The sequence below is a fragment of the Listeria grandensis genome, assembly GCF_014322885.1.
Taxonomy (GTDB): Bacteria; Bacillota; Bacilli; order Lactobacillales; family Listeriaceae; genus Listeria_A; species Listeria_A grandensis.
Window position 1 is genome coordinate 353,643 of the sequence record NZ_JAASUG010000002.1, and the last position, 15,889, is coordinate 369,531.

12 protein-coding genes are annotated in these 15,889 nt (G+C 42.2%); 5 read left to right on the plus strand and 7 right to left on the minus strand.

Annotated elements, in window-relative coordinates; genetic code table 11:
- Positions 1-14 precede the first annotated feature (14 nt).
- Together HCJ54_RS04290 and HCJ54_RS04295 are read right to left on the minus strand one after the other, a co-directional pair.
- Positions 15-806 carry an SGNH/GDSL hydrolase family protein gene (locus tag HCJ54_RS04290; protein WP_185525496.1) on the minus strand — a complete coding sequence of 264 codons (792 nt, stop codon included), beginning with the start codon at positions 804-806 and terminating at the stop codon, positions 15-17.
- Between the two features lie 15 nt (positions 807-821).
- Entirely contained in the window at positions 822-1,658 is an 837-nt protein-coding gene (locus HCJ54_RS04295) for a DegV family protein (RefSeq protein ID WP_185408911.1), read from the minus strand.
- Between the two features lie 236 nt (positions 1,659-1,894).
- On the opposite strand from HCJ54_RS04295, the gene trhA reads away from it, so the two are divergent.
- From trhA to HCJ54_RS04320, 5 genes are all read left to right on the plus strand, one after another.
- Entirely contained in the window at positions 1,895-2,524 is a 630-nt protein-coding gene (gene trhA, locus HCJ54_RS04300) for a PAQR family membrane homeostasis protein TrhA (protein WP_185408912.1), read from the plus strand.
- Positions 2,525-2,700: 176 nt separating this feature from the next.
- Entirely contained in the window at positions 2,701-3,318 is a 618-nt protein-coding gene (gene ccpN, locus HCJ54_RS04305; RefSeq protein WP_149023949.1) for a transcriptional regulator CcpN, read from the plus strand.
- Between the two features lie 13 nt (positions 3,319-3,331).
- On the plus strand, positions 3,332-4,135 hold the full coding sequence (locus tag HCJ54_RS04310; RefSeq protein ID WP_187136752.1) for a pyruvate, water dikinase regulatory protein: 804 nt from the start codon (positions 3,332-3,334) through the stop codon (positions 4,133-4,135).
- A gap of 38 nt (positions 4,136-4,173) precedes the next feature.
- Positions 4,174-6,810 (plus strand): pyruvate, phosphate dikinase, encoded by a 2,637-nt coding sequence (ppdK, locus tag HCJ54_RS04315; protein ID WP_187136753.1) that lies wholly within the window; start codon positions 4,174-4,176, stop codon positions 6,808-6,810.
- A 152-nt stretch (positions 6,811-6,962) separates the two neighbouring features.
- On the plus strand, positions 6,963-8,336 hold the full coding sequence (locus HCJ54_RS04320; protein WP_187136754.1) for an L-cystine transporter: 1,374 nt from the start codon (positions 6,963-6,965) through the stop codon (positions 8,334-8,336).
- Positions 8,337-8,439: 103 nt separating this feature from the next.
- Here the strand turns inward: HCJ54_RS04320 and HCJ54_RS04325 are convergent, their stop codons facing one another.
- The 5 genes from HCJ54_RS04325 to HCJ54_RS04345 form a co-directional block, all read right to left on the minus strand.
- The gene (locus tag HCJ54_RS04325) at positions 8,440-10,845 is read right to left on the minus strand and encodes a leucine-rich repeat domain-containing protein (protein ID WP_187136755.1); all 2,406 of its coding nucleotides are present in this window, start codon (positions 10,843-10,845) and stop codon (positions 8,440-8,442) included.
- Between the two features lie 145 nt (positions 10,846-10,990).
- Positions 10,991-12,235, minus strand: a complete 1,245-nt coding sequence (locus HCJ54_RS04330) for an MFS transporter (RefSeq protein ID WP_187136756.1) — start codon at positions 12,233-12,235, stop codon at positions 10,991-10,993.
- 249 nt (positions 12,236-12,484) lie between these two features.
- On the minus strand, positions 12,485-12,973 hold the full coding sequence (locus HCJ54_RS04335; protein ID WP_185525502.1) for a dihydrofolate reductase: 489 nt from the start codon (positions 12,971-12,973) through the stop codon (positions 12,485-12,487).
- Positions 12,974-12,984: 11 nt separating this feature from the next.
- Entirely contained in the window at positions 12,985-13,929 is a 945-nt protein-coding gene (locus HCJ54_RS04340; protein WP_185525503.1) for a thymidylate synthase, read from the minus strand.
- 21 nt (positions 13,930-13,950) lie between these two features.
- On the minus strand, positions 13,951-15,837 hold the full coding sequence (locus HCJ54_RS04345; protein ID WP_036064468.1) for an ABC-F family ATP-binding cassette domain-containing protein: 1,887 nt from the start codon (positions 15,835-15,837) through the stop codon (positions 13,951-13,953).
- Between the last annotated feature and the right edge of the window lie 52 nt (positions 15,838-15,889).

Sequence of the window (15,889 nt, forward strand, 5' to 3'; positions counted from 1 at the left end):
AGCCGTCACCTTCTCTATTTTAAATTTCCATCTTGAATCGATGTTACCATTTTGCTGTACAAAGCATTCGCCATTTTTTCATAGCCGCTATGATTGGGATGAAACATGTCACCCGCAAGATTCGGATTCGCTTTACCAACCTTAGTTGTGGCGCGCTCTTCTAGCTGCTTGTTCACCGAAATGAAATACGTATCAGGGGTATCTGCTAGTATCTCTTTCGTCGAAGCATTCCACTCAGCGATAATTTCGTCAAACACTTTCATCTCACTAAAATACGTCGTATACGGATTGTAAATACCGAAAACATAGATCGGCGCCAACGCATTCAAATCACGAATGTCTGACAACAGCTTCTCTAAGTTCGTATCAAACGTCTGATTCGCCTTCGTGAAATCTTTCTTTTTCGCGTCCAATAGCTTGGCACGGACGATTTTCATCACATCATTTCCACCAATCGTGATCGAAATCGCGTTGGCTTCTTTCACATCTTGACGAAATTCAGGCTGTGTATCCAGTCGCTTCATCAACTGATCGATCCGGTTACCGCCGACACCATAGTTTTCCGTCGTCACACGCTTCACATCGTCCCGCTTCTCAAGCTTATCCGCCACGATGCCCACATAACCGCCATTTTTTTCCTCATCGCCAGAACCTTCTGTTAAAGAATCACCCATTGCGACTAGATTCACCGCAACACGTGCTTCTTCTCTTTTTCGCTCCTGCTCTTTTTGGATAAAATAAAAGGTAAGAATGGCCGCGAGGATGATGATAGCGATCCCCGCAAGCCAATATTTTTTCTTATTCACATGTCTTCACCTAACCTACTCTGTATAATAAATCATTGCAACCGCGCCATTTCCAGCGTGTGTTGAAATAACCGAATCGGCATTTAACAACTTGACTTCCGACAAATGGAAAATTTCTTTCGCGTGTGCTCTGATCTCTTCCGCCATCTGTAAACCATTGGCGTGTACAACATTTAATTCTTTCACTTTTTTCGTTTCTGCTTTTAGCAAATCCACTAAATAATTCATTGTTTGTTTCTTGCTACGAATTTTTGCCTCTTCTATGAGCGCACCATCTTGTAATTTCGCAATCAATTTGATGTTTAAAAGACTGCCGATAATGCCTTGCATTTTGCCGACGCGACCACCTTTGATCAAGTTCTCAAGTGTCACGACACAAATATAAAGTTTTGTTTTAGCGCGAATAGTTGAGATTTTTGTCAAAATATCGTCGACAGTGTTGGTTTCGTCTTGTGCCATTTTTGCCGCTTCGATCACTTGGAAAGCTAGCGCTCGTGCGATGTATTCCGAATCGATCACAGTCACCTTACCATCCACCATATCAGCCGCTTGTTGCGCTGTTAAGACAGTGCCGCTCAACTTTTCTGTCAAATGAATCGCTAAAACTTCGCTACCATCCGCCGTCAACGCTTCAAATAAAGCTACAAAATTACCGATCGCTGGCTGTGATGATTTAGGAAGCTGTTTAGAAGCTGCCATTTTTCCCATAAAGTCGGCTGGCTCGATTTCCGTTGCATCGTAAGTCTGTCCATCAATTTCAACGGTCAGCGGTAGAATATGAATGTTATATTTCGCCACTTCTTCGGGCGTTAATCCGGCAGTAGAATCTGTCACAATTTTGATTTTTGTCATTATTTCCACATCCAATTCTAGTATTCTTTTTTCCATTATAGCAAGAAAAGCGTAATAGTACTATTCTAATAGCTAAATATCCGGCGGAAGTTGTACCTAGATTTCAGCATTACTCCAATTCTTTACATTATCTTAAACTTTGTGTTTGTTAAATCACTTTCTATTTGTACAAAAAGAGCGTATGATAAGAACATGAATAGAAAATTTAATTTTTCAGAAAAGTTTGGTGATAAAACATGCATGAAACGTACAATTGGAAAGAAGAAATCGCTAACGCAGTGACGCATGGCATCGGATTTTTGCTCAGTATTCCAGCGCTTGTTATGCTCATTATTTTTGCAGTGCAGCGCGACAATCCGATCTATTTAATTAGTTTTTTAATCTATGGTATCTCACTCGTATTACTCTATTTTTGTTCAACAATGCTACACAGTTTTAAGCCAGGAAAAGCGAAGGATCTCTTTAACATTTTAGATCATGTCGCGATTTATGTATTGATTGCCGGTTCCTACACGCCCCTCGTTTTAATCACATTGCAAGGATCACTTGGCTGGACATTGTTCGGTGTGATATGGGGGCTTGCTGCCGCAGGAATCGTCTATAAATGCTTCTTGCTCGGAAAATGGAAACTCATTTCGACACTGTTTTACTTATTGATGGGTTGGCTCGTGATGATCGCGATTAAGCCGCTCTATCAGACACTAGAGCCAGTCGGATTCTGGATGTTAGTAACCGGTGGTATTATGTTCACTGTCGGCGCTGTCTTTTACAGTATCCCAAAAGTCCCTTACATGCACGCCATTTGGCATTTGTTTGTGATTGCCGGAACTGGGTTTATGTATTTCTGTATTTTGTTTTATGTATAATGGGGAAAGGCGTCCTTTTTGAGGGGCGTTTTTTTCTTGTTAATTATGATAGCGAAACGAGGTTCTAAAAGCAGCGAAGGCTGTCCTACTCCCCTTCATATAGTATGACACATTAATCATTTGCATTCTATTATGTCATACTATATAATGAACAGCATATCCTATATCGAAATGAGGTGACCGAAATAAAACTCTCAACAAGACAACTCAAAATCATCGAATTTGTGAAAGCGCATGAACCAGCAACAGGTGACCAAATCGCTCGCTCATTGCAGTTAACACGTGCTACGATTCGCGCTGATCTCTCTATTTTAACGATGACAGGGATTTTAGATGCTCGTCCGAAAGTCGGTTATTTTTATTCAGGACTTGAACTTAATCCGACAATATATGAGGACATACGACAACTGAAAGTCGATGCTATTATGACGACTCCTATATTCGTCACAAAGGAAACCTCAATTCATGACGCGATCGTTAGCCTTTTTCTAGAGGACACTGGTAGCTTGTATGTCATCGAGGCAACAGAGCTAATTGGTATCGTATCCCGAAAAGATTTGCTAAAAGGCGCGCTTGCAGATACCGATAAAAAGGCTACACCCATTGCAACCATCATGACACGGATGCCCAATATTCGAACGATTGCGCCGACGGATTCCGCTCTCTTTGCCGCGCAAGAGCTCGTGATACATCAAATCGATTCCTTACCGGTTGTCAATGGCAAAAAAGCGATTGGCAAAGTTTCCAAAACACGATTAGTTCAACTTTTCGTAGATACATTTAAAAATGAATAAATTGGAGGTAAAAATGAAGTCTACTGTCATCATTTATGTTATTTCAGATGCTATTGGAGAAACAGCGCAACACCTCATTCGGGCATCGACCGCTCAGTTTTCACTAGAAAGTGGTGCTGATATACGTCGCCATGCCTTTGTTCGCGACGAGGAGGCCCTGTTTGAAATTTTAAAAGAAGCAAAAGTGGCGGACGCGATTGTTGTCCAGACGTTGGTTCAAAAAAGATTAGCTCTTGCTGCTAGTGCATTTTGCGAACAATACGGCCTGCCATGCATCGATCTCGTCTCAAATTTAACCGCAGCTATCGAACAAAAGACAGGCCAAAAATCAAAAGAAGATCCTGGCAACATGCGCCGACTTGACCAGCATTATTTTGATCGGATTGCAGCGATTGAATTTGCCGTAAAGTATGATGACTGCAAAGATCCACGCGGCTTGCTGGAGGCCGACATTGTCTTAATTGGCATTTCGCGGACAAGTAAAACCCCTCTCAGCAGTTATCTTGCTAATCAGAATTACAAAGTCGCCAATGTTCCTCTCGTTCCGGAAGTACCGATTCCATCCGAGTTAACACAAATTCCTAGACATCGGATTATTGGTCTAACAAATAGTCCCGAAAAGCTATCCGCTATCCGTAAAGTCCGCCTAAAATCGATTGGGCTAGACGAAACAAGCAGTTATTCCAGTGAAAATCGGATTTTAGAAGAACTTGACTACGGTTATCGGATTTTTAAACAGCTCGGTTGTCGTGTTATTGAAGTGGAAGATAAAGCTATTGAAGAAACTGCCGCACTGATTATCGAAAAAGTAAAATAGCCCTTGTTTTGACAAAATCTAAAATAGAGGTGAGCGTTTTGAGAAAATTTGTGTATCATTTTAATGAAGGTTCGAAGGAAATGAAGTATCTACTAGGTGGAAAAGGCGCCAATTTAGCAGAAATGACAAATATCGGCCTTCCTGTTCCGCCAGGCTTTACGATGACGACAGAGGCTTGCAAAGATTATAATGAGCACCATCAATACTTATCCGATGACATTTATGAAGAAATGATGATACACATGGAAATTTTAGAACAAGAAACAGGAAAAAAATTCGGCGATGCGGATAACCCACTGCTGATTTCGGTTCGCTCTGGTGCGCCTTTTTCGATGCCAGGGATGATGGACACGATTCTTAATTTAGGGCTGAACGATCAGTCGGTGCAAGGGCTGGAACGTGTGACGCAAGATGCTCGCTCTAGCTACGATTGCTACCGTCGCTTTATTCAAATGTTTGGCGATGTTGTCTTTCGAATTCCAAGCCATCGCTTTGAACAGAAGCTTTCTGATTTGAAGGAGCGCAGACATTATACGTTAGATACAGAGCTAACTGCCACAGATTGGCAGGAATTAATCGCAACCTATAAAGAACTTTATGTATCCGCTTCCGGACGGGAGTTTCCTCAAGATCCGTTTGAACAGCTCAAACTCTCCATCACGGCGGTATTTGATTCTTGGGAAAATCCGCGTGCTGCTGTTTATCGTAAATTGCACCGGATTGATAATCAACTTGGAACCGCTGTCAATATTCAGTCCATGGTGTTTGGGAATACTGGGGATGCGAGTGGGACGGGAATTGCCTTTACGCGAAATCCGTCGACAGGCGAGAATTTGTTCTTCGGTGAATATTTATTAAACGCGCAGGGAGAGGATGTTGTGGCTGGGATTCGGACGCCGGAACCAATTTCGCATTTAGAAGATACGATGCCCACTGTCTATCAACAACTACTTGATGTCTCGGCCCTACTAGAGCTACATTATTTAGATATGCAAGACATTGAATTTACGATTGAAAAAGGGAAACTGTTCGTATTGCAGACACGAAACGGCAAGCGGACTGCGCAAGCCGCGATTAATATTGCTGTTGACCTCGTTCATGAAGGTAAAATTTCAAAAGAAGATGCGGTGATGCGTATCGATACAGCGCAAATTGACCAACTGCTCCACCCTTCTTTTGATGAAACTAGTCTTGCCAGTGCTTCGGTGCTTGCAACGGGTCTTCCTGCCTCGCCAGGAGCTGCGACTGGGCAAATTTATTTCCATGCGGAAGATGCTGTTTGTGCTGCTGAACGTGGCGAAAAAGTGATTTTAGTACGGAATGAAACATCACCAGAAGACATTGAGGGGATGGCGAAAAGTACCGCGATTTTGACGGCACACGGTGGCATGACATCGCATGCGGCTGTCGTTGCACGTGGAATGGGCAAATGTTGTGTGGCTGGGTGTGATGCTATCGCAATTGATGAGTCGAAGAAAATACTACAAAGCGCGACGGCCACTCTAAATGAAGGTGATTTCCTGTCTTTAAATGGCGCGACGGGAAACATTTATTTGGGACAAATTCCACTGGTTGATACGGAAATTGGTGGTCATTTTGAGGAACTGATGTGTTGGGTAAATGAAACCAAGAAACTTGTTGTTCGTGTAAATGCAGATTCGCCAAATGATTTGGAAGTAGGGCTTCATTTTGGTGCTGAAGGGGTTGGACTGTGCCGTACGGAGCATATGTTTTTCCAAGAAGATCGGATGCCATACGTACGGCAAATGATTATCGCTGAATCGAAAGAGGAGCGACTGCTTGCTCTCTCGCATTTGAAAGAGATGCAAAAAGCTGATTTTGCTGGAATGTTTCGCGTTGCGGACGGAAAACCAGTGAATATTCGCCTGCTTGACCCACCACTTCATGAATTTTTACCAAAAACCGATGCTGATATCGCAAAATTAGCGCAAGAAATCGACAAACCTCTGGCTGAAATAAAACAACGCGTGCACGATTTAGCCGAAACGAACCCAATGCTTGGTCATCGCGGTTGTCGCCTAGCGATTACATTCCCGGAAATCTACATGATGCAAGCCGAGGCTATCATCGAAAGCGCCATCGCCATTCACGACGAAGGCATTGCCGTTTACCCTGAGATTATGGTACCACTCGTTGCTAGTAAAGAAGAAATTGCGATTATAAAAAAACAACTAAAAGAAGCCGTCCAAACCATTTTCCGTAAAGAACAAATTGTGTTACCGTTTGATATTGGTACGATGATTGAAATACCGCGTGCGTGTGTAACCGCCGATGAAATTGCTGAAGAAGCCCAGTTTTTCAGTTTTGGAACGAATGATTTAACACAATTGACGTTCGGCTTCTCGCGTGATGATGTGAATAAGTTCTTATACGCGTATCAAGAACAGAAAATCTTGCCTATAGATCCTTTCCAATCGATTGATCAAAATGGCGTCGGTGCGCTTGTGACAACTGCCGTACAGCGTGGTCGTATGACAAATCCATCGCTGAAAATGGGGGTGTGCGGAGAACATGGGGGCGATCCTGCTTCCATTCAATTTTTCCATAAGTTAGGATTGCAATATGTATCATGCTCGCCTTACCGAATTCCGATTGCGCGTATTGCCGCCGCCCAGGCTTCGATTTTGGAAGAACAGCAAAAAGTGAAGGTGTAATTTTATCGCGTGACGTCTCATTTTTTGGGGCGTCTTTTCTTTGAGCTTGCCTTCTTGACAAATCCTTCATTTCCATGTAATCTAATACCAACAAAACTTATCGGGATTATAAACATTTATGATTCTACATTTTAAGGGAGGATTTTTATTAGATGGATACAACTTTTTTAGTCATTAATTTGCTTGTTGCTGCACTTATTATTTTTCTATTCATGTTCTTACAACGTCGTCATGTTTCATTTTCTAAACGTGTGTTGCTTGCGCTTGGTATAGGAATTGTCGCGGGATTTGTTCTACAATTTATTTACGGGGCCGCATCAGACGTCACGAAACAAACCACCGATTGGCTTGGTATTATCGGTGGTGGTTATGTGAAACTACTGCAAATGATTGCCATTCCGCTGATCTTTATTTCGATTGTCACAGCCTTTACACGCTTACAGTTAAAAACGAACATTGCTAAAGTCGGGATGTGGATTATTGGTACACTTGTCATCACAGCGGCCATTTCGGCTTTTGTCGGTATTGGTGCTGCCCTACTATTCCACTTGGATGCTAGCAATATTTCACAAGGTGCCACAGAAGCAGCGCGAGCTACAGAATTACAGGATAAGTTCGCAGGAATTAGTGACCTTAGTTTCCCACAAAAAATCGTGGAGCTACTGCCTGCCAATCCATTCCTTGACTTTACCGGCGCACGTGCCACTTCAACGGTAGCTGTCGTTATTTTTGCAGCGTTTATCGGCGCAGCTTTCCTTGGTGTTCAACGAAAACAACCTGAGGAAGCCGCGGTTTTTGCTAAAGGGGTTGACGCGATTTATGCGATTATTTTACGCATCGTGAAATTAATTTTGCGCCTCACGCCTTATGGAGTTTTCGCGATTATGACAAGTACTGTGGCACTGAGCGATACATCAGCCATTTTGAAACTGGGTAATTTCGTTATTGCTTCCTACGCAGCATTAATTGCCATGTTTATTATTCATCTTGTTATTGTTGGATTTACAGGCACAAGTCCAGTAACTTATATTAAAAAGGCCTTGCCAGTACTTACCTTTGCCTTTACCTCTAGAACGAGTGCTGGAGCCATTCCATTAAACATTGATACACAAAAGAAACTTGGTGTTCCTGAAGGGATTGCTAATTTTGCAGCATCGTTTGGTTTATCGATTGGGCAAAACGGTTGTGCCGGAATTTACCCAGCAATGTTGGCGATTATGATTGCTCCTGCGGCGGGTATTGATCCACTTTCTTGGAAATTTATTTTAACTGTTGTCCTTGTTGTTGCGATCAGTTCGTTTGGTGTGGCTGGTGTCGGCGGTGGCGCAACGTTTGCCGCGATTATAGTGCTTTCTACGCTGAACTTGCCGATTGGTCTTGCTGGCGTCTTGATTTCAATTGAACCTCTGATTGACATGGGCCGTACAGCGCTAAACGTAAGTGATAGCATGGTTGCAGGAATCGTCACGAGCAAAGCGACCGGCGAATTAAAACAGGAAGAACAAACATTAGCAGAGGAAATTTAACTGGAATCTATTATTTCATCATTCATATGGATATCAAACAAAGACTGGTAAGAAGCCACCCATTATTAGGCTCCCTTACCAGTCTTTGTTTGGTACATATTGCTTATTCTATCGTATACGGCTGTTTTACAATCCCCGATAAACTGTCCGCTCTGAAATCAAATGTCCACTCCAGAACGCCTGCATCCTCTTTTATTTTTTCCCACTTAACTTTATTACCTGCAACATCGTATACCCCACCATTAGAAATAGTCAAGGGGGAAACGATATTACTCGAATACGTCGCGCTATTTTTTATTGGATTAGAAATACTTAACGAACGATCTTCAGTTAGTTTCATGGTTGGTAAAGTAATGACTTGATTTCTCGCATAAGGCGGAACAATACCCGCAAAACCACTTAAATCACTAATTTGATTTCTGTCTAATAGGGTAGTTATCGCAGCTACTCCAACTAGTGGGTTCGCATCTTGAATCTTATTATTTGTTAAATCTAGAATCCACATGTCATCAGATAACGTAGCGAGAGGTTTTATATCCTTTATTTGATTATTTTTAAGGCATGCAAGGATAAGTGATTGACACTCGGACAAGCCTGATACATTTTTCACTTGGTTATTTTCTAAACTAAGGAAGGTAAGTTTCGTCAAATTTTTTAATGGCGGGATAGATTCGATTTGATTGCCATTTAAATTAATGCTTTCTACATTTGTGGCAAATTGTAAGCCTTCCATACTCTTCACTTGCTTGCCTTCTAAATCTATTTTGGTTAATTTTTTGATGTTATCGGTTGTAATCTGTTCCTCCTTACCTAAATTCAGTTCCTTTTTGATGTACGCTTGCAATGCACTATCTGGAACAATACTCGCTGGGTTTAGCGGGACTTGCTGTGCTCCGGTAGTATTGTCATAAGCATCGTATAGGGCAACAGTTACATGTTTACTATCTGAATTAATCCTCCCTTGTGCTGGAATACTAAATTTACCGTTGCCCACCTCTGCATCATAATACCAATGCCCATCTACAAATAATAGCATTCTAACTGCCTCGGCTCCGCTGTAGGTTCCTGTTATATGTGTCGAGGTCCCAACAGTAAAGGCTGATGGTTTAGCAACGAAATAAGATGGCATATCATTCTCGTAATTCAATGTAACCGTACCGGTAAATAAAATACCATCCGTCTCACTAAATTTATACGTTCTAATTCCAGTTTCTTGAATTAAGCCTTGCCAAGTTACTTCATTGCTCTGCTCATTGTATACTCCTAGATTAGAAATAGCATTTGGAATCAATGGCACTCCTTGTTTTCCAATTATAGGATTTTTCGCTGTCCAGCTAGACTGACCGTCTGTTAAATTAGCATGAAGTGGAATGGATTGATTTAGTATAAGTAAGTGTGGTACACCCATTTCTTTCAAAGGACTAATATCCGAAATTCTATTACCATTTAAAACTAAGGATTCCATAACCGTCACTTCTCGCAACGGGCTAACATCCGTAATATTATTATCTGTGAGGCGAATATCTAATACTCCCCGCAATTCATGAAGTGGTGCTATATCCGAAATCACATTCTCCTCCAGGTATAAGTATCGTAATCGCGGCTTGTTTATCAAACCAGATACGTCCTGAATCTTGTTAGCCGATAAACTAATAAGAAAGATTCTGTTAGATTTCTCCAAACCTACAGTACTACTGATCTCATTATTACCGGCATGCAATTCTTGAAGCATGGTTGTGTCTTCCAAAGCTTTTAAATCTGTTATCTTATTATTTGGTACAAATAAAATTTCCAGTTTATTACTTAATTCTAATCCTGTTAAACTTTTAAGCTCATTATTCATTAACTTTAGCTCAGTTAGTGAAGGAATGGTACGTAGCGGTGTTAGATCACTGATGTTATTATCATTTAAATTTAAAGACTTGAGCTTAGGTAAGTTGGACAATGGTCGCAAATCAGAAATGTTATTACCATTTAATTCTATTGTTGTTAACGATGTTAAACCACCTATACCAGTTAAATCATTAAGCCCCGCCTCTTCAATAATCAATTCTTTTAGGGCAGGTAAGTCTTGGAGACCTGATAAATCGCTAACTTTACTACTGTTCCATATCGTCATTGATGCTAATTTATTCAATCCTTGTAGTGGTGTAAAATCATCTATTTCCGCATATCGAAAGTGTACACTGGTTAAATTAACAGCATATTGTAGCCCTTCTAAGTTCACCTTTTTACCAGCAAATATTCCTGAAAAGCTTGTCAGTCTTATCATATCTTCTTGTGTTATCGGACTTCCTGGTTGCAGGTATAGTATTTCTCTGATATTATCGCGAATTTGTTCATCTGGAATATACACTTCTGCCTTCATATTTTTAGTATACGCTTTCTTTTCTTGCGTTTTAGCGATTACATGTTGATCTATACCTCCTGAGATAATCAGGAAAAATCCCGTACAGAGTAACACTCTTCCAACTGCTTTTTTTAATCTACTTTTCGAATTTTTTTTCATTCATATATCCCCTTTTCATCTATTATTCACTTACTACTATAAGTATCGCTCTTCAGCCCTTCTTCATTCAAGTAAGTTTCGCAATTTGGTTAGATGCACTCCTTATAAATACAAAAAAGACACCTTCCAAGGGGAAGAATGCCCGTTACATAGCTTTCCTAGTTCGTAGTGTGGGAACGATAAGTCCGGCTAACACGAGACAAATCGCTAAATATGTGAATGTCGTCGCGTAGGAGCCTCCTGAAATATCTAGTAGCTTTCCAATAACGATGGGTGAAATAACGCCTGCAATCGAGCCGAGGCAGTTAACGACAGATGAACCCGTTGCCATTTGATTAGTAGGTAAAATGTCAACCACGATTCCCCAAAAAATACCTTGTGATAAAAAGAGAAACAGTGCCGTGACGCATTGCAATAACAAGGCTAGCTCCATCGATGGAACTTTGATGATAAGAGCAAGTGAGGCTGCTGCTGCAAAAATCGCGACAGCAAAAATGAAACGGCGCTGATCTTTAAAACGATCAGACATCGCCCCACCGATCAACATCGCCACCGTTCCGACTAAGTACGGCAAGGCATTGTAAAACCCTGTAGCCTGCAAGCTCAAGCCTCGTTCATTCATCAAATAAGACGGTAGCCAAGACGTGAAGCCCCAAAATGTTAAATCAAAGAAAAACCATACAAATCCAGCTTTCCACACTAAACTATTTTTAAAAATGGTCGAAATGTTTGCTTTCTTTTTATCAGTTTGTATCTCTGGCTCATCATCTTCTAGCTCCTGCAGTGCTTCGGCGCTCATACGTGGATTGTCTTTTGGATTATCGCGCACTAATCGATAAAATAAAAAGGCGATTACAAAACCTGGGATAGCTAAAAAAATAAACAAATGCTTCCAGCCAAAAACACTAATAAAATAAGCCGCTAAAATACTCGCAAATGCAGGCCCAATCGTGTTTACTGTCGATTGAATACTCGTCATTCGTCCGCGCAATCTTTTTGGATAATATGTCGCAATAGCCTTATAGGAAGAACCAGGCAGTGGTGCCTCACCAAGACCGAAGAAGAAACGCACGCCCAAAAACAACGGATAGTACACAATCAAGCCTGTCAGCATTGTAAATAATGACCAAAAACCGACAGCAATACTCGTCATTTTGCGGAAACCGAACCGATCTGCAAGCATACCACCTGGAATTTGAAATAAAGCGTAACCCATGAAAAATGTGCTAATAATAAGCCCTTGATGGGTCGAAGTCAATTTGAAATCTTCTGCTATGTATGGTAGCGCAACTGTAATCACCATACGGTCTAAAAAAGAGAGTAACCAACAAAGCCACAATAACGCCAAGACCGTACCACTAGCTCGCCATTTTGTATTTTTAAAAAACATTCATTCTAGCCCCCTATTTTTTTGCGTGATGCCATCAAAATAATTAGTCTATATATACTCTTCTAAATTAACACATAACTCAAAGTTTGTAATTAGCTATCTCGGACAATATTCCACCTGTTGTTAGCCGAAATAAACAAGGATGAAATCAACTCACCCTTGTCAAAATAACACTTATAAGAAACCCGAATATGCGACAAAAAGAACAATATACCAAGCAAAAAAAGAGAGACGCTTTGTTTCCTTTCCTCACGCATTGTTGCTTCTCTCATACCAGCCATACCAGTAATCCAGATCATTTTTTTCGTCGCGAATGCCATCCTCGCGCTTTACGAGGTGCCAGTCCTGCCAATTCAAGTCTGGAAAAACCGTGTCTCCACCACAATGCGCCTCGACATGTGTCACCACAAGTGCATCGGCATCGGCTAGAAACAATCGATAAATTTCAGCGCCACCAGTGATATAGACATTTTTTCCATGCGCGATTTCTAGCACTTCTTCTTTTGAATTCACGACGCTCGCATCCATCAACGAATAGTTTGGATCGCGAGTCAAAACGAGATTTTCTCGGTTCGGCAATGCTTTTCCAATCGATTCATAAGTTTTACGGCCCATCACAATAGTATGTCCATTTGTCTCTTTTTTAAAATGTTGCAAATCGGCTGGGAGGCGCCAAGGCATTGTGTTATCTTTACCAATGTAGCCGTCCTTATCCTGTGCCCAAATAAAAGTTAACATCGTCATCCTCCTTAAACTGAAATCGGCGCTTTAATCGCTGGATGTGGATCATAGCCTTCTAGCGTAACATCCTCCACATCAAAATCAAAAATCGAAACCGGTTTATCCGACAACATGAGCTTTGGCAACGTACGAGGCATCCGTGACAACTGCTCCTTCACCTGTTCGATATGATTATTGTACAAATGCGCGTCCCCCATCGTATGCACAAACTCACCAACCTCAAGGCCTGTTTCACGCGCAATCAAGTGTGTCAGTAGCGCATAAGAAGCAATGTTGAACGGAACACCCAGGAAAATATCAGCACTGCGTTGATACAACTGACAACTAAGTTTCCCATCCGCCACATAAAATTGAAATAGCGTATGACACGGTGGTAACGCCATCGTTGGGACATCTTCTGGATTCCAAGCCGACACGATCAAGCGTCGCGAGTTGGGATTCGTTCGGATCATCTCGATTAAGTCCGCCAACTGATCCATCGTTTGCCCCGTAGAAGTACGCCATTCTCGCCACTGCTTCCCATAAATGTTCCCAAGTTCTCCGTACTGCTTCGCAAACACCTCATCTGCCAAAATTCGCTCTTTAAAACGCGCCATTTCATCCAAATAAACCGTCTTGAACGCAGCATCAGACTCCGCTCGCAATCCAAAATCCGTCATGTCTGGGCCAGTATAATCCGTGCTCTTCACCCAACGCTCAAATGCCCACTCATTCCAAATATTATTGTTATGCTCTAGCAAATAGCGAATATTCGTGTCCCCATGTAAAAACCACAACAACTCACTAACGACCAGTTTAAAAGGAACACGTTTTGTCGTCATGATTGGAAAACCTTTCGCCAAATCAAACCGCATTTGATAACCAAATGTACTGATCGTACCAGTCCCCGTCCGGTCTCCTTTTTGCGTGCCGTTCTCCAGCACAAATCGCTCTAAATCCAGATATTGTTTCATCACACGTGCCCCATTTCTATCTTAATCCGCAAACTGCGATAAATATTCCCAGCGTTCCATCAATCTTTCCAGTTCTGCCTCCGCTTCCACGAGCGCACTATTTAGCTCATTCGCTTTCGTGAAATCCGCGCCTACGACTTCCAGCGCTTTATTCAGTTTCGTAATTCCCGCTTCCTGCGCTTCGATTAAGCCCTCAATCTCTGCCCATTCACGCTTTTCTTCAAACGTGTGCTTCACTTTTTCTTTCGGCTTTTCGACCACGACTTCCGGCTCGATTTCCGCTGCAAACATTTTCGATTTGCCTTTTCTCGACTCGTATTCTGCCAGAAAATCGCTGTATTCACCAAGGTACGTCTCAATTTGCCCGATTCCTGTAAACACGAGCAATTTCCGAGCAATCTTATCTAAAAAGTAGCGATCATGGCTGACCGTAATCACCGTACCATTAAACGTCTCCAAATAATCTTCAAGTACCGTAAGCGTCTGCGTGTCCAAATCATTCGTCGGCTCATCCAATATCAGTACATTCGGACGCTCCATCAAAATTTTAAGCAGGAACAAACGACGCTTCTCGCCACCAGATAGACTCGCGATTTTTTTGCCGTGCGTAATTGGTGGAAATAAGAATCGTTCCAACATATTAGAAACCGACACTACTTCACCGTCCGAAGTTTTCACCGTTTCACTTGCTTCTTGCAAGTACGCAATCATGCGCTGATCTGGGTCCATTTCTTCGTTTTGTTGCGTATAATAACCAATGCGAACCGTCTGCCCCGTCAAAATTTCACCAGCATCTGGCGTCACGCGTCCTGCCAACATATTTAGTAGCGTCGATTTCCCCGTCCCGTTATTCCCAGTAATCCCAATCCGTTCTCCTGGCTGAATAATCAAGCTGAAATCTTGCAACACGTGCTTCTCACCAAAACGTTTATCGACATGATCCAGCGTAAAAACTTGTTTTCCAAGACGCGATGTCGCGAAATCAAGCTCTAATTCCGTATCGTCTGTCTTCGCCTTCACTTTGCCCTCTAAATCTGCGAACCGATCCTGACGCGCTTTTTGCTTTGTCGAACGAGCCTTCGCCCCACGACGCATCCAAGCTAGCTCCTTCACGTATAAATTGCGGTTCTTCTCACCTTCACGCATCTCATTTTCCATCCGAATAGCCTTGGATTCCATGAATTTCTCGTAATTCCCCACGTAGCGATACGCCGTACCACGATCAATCTCCAACATATGATTCGTCACCCGGTCCAAGAAATAGCGATCATGCGTGACGAGCAAAACCGCGCCACGAAACCGATTCAAGTAATCTTCCAAAAAACGAATCGACGTAAAATCAAGATGGTTGGTAGGCTCATCCAAGATTAGTAAATCCGGCGTTTCAATCATGACTTTGGCAAGCCCGACACGCTTGCGCTGCCCACCCGATAAAGCGCCCACTTTTGCCGTCAAATCTGTAATTCCTAAACGATCGAGAATGGTCTTCGCATCCGTGTTCACATCCCACGCATTCGTCGCGTCCATCTCATGTTGCGCCTCTGTGAAACGGTCGTGAAGCCTTGTATCATCGGGATCTATCGCCATTTCAAGCAATACCTGTTCATACTTGCGAACCGCCTGTAGCGCCCGTGTCTCCCCTTGGAAAACTTCCTCGAGCACCGTACGTTCATCGTCTAAAACAGGATCTTGCGCAAGAAAACCAATCGTGTAATCTTTCGCCTTCGTAATCACACCTTTATCGCCTTCCTCCATGCCTGCAATAATCGTGAGCAACGTCGACTTACCCGTTCCATTAACACCAATAACTCCAATCCGTTCGCCTTCCGTTATCGCAAACGTTACATTTTCAAAAAGGCTTTTTTCGCCATATGTCTTCGTCAAATTTTCCACTTTTAATTGTTTCATTACTTCCCATCCATTCCGTATCAGTCTCTTCTATTTTAACGAAGTTTGCGCA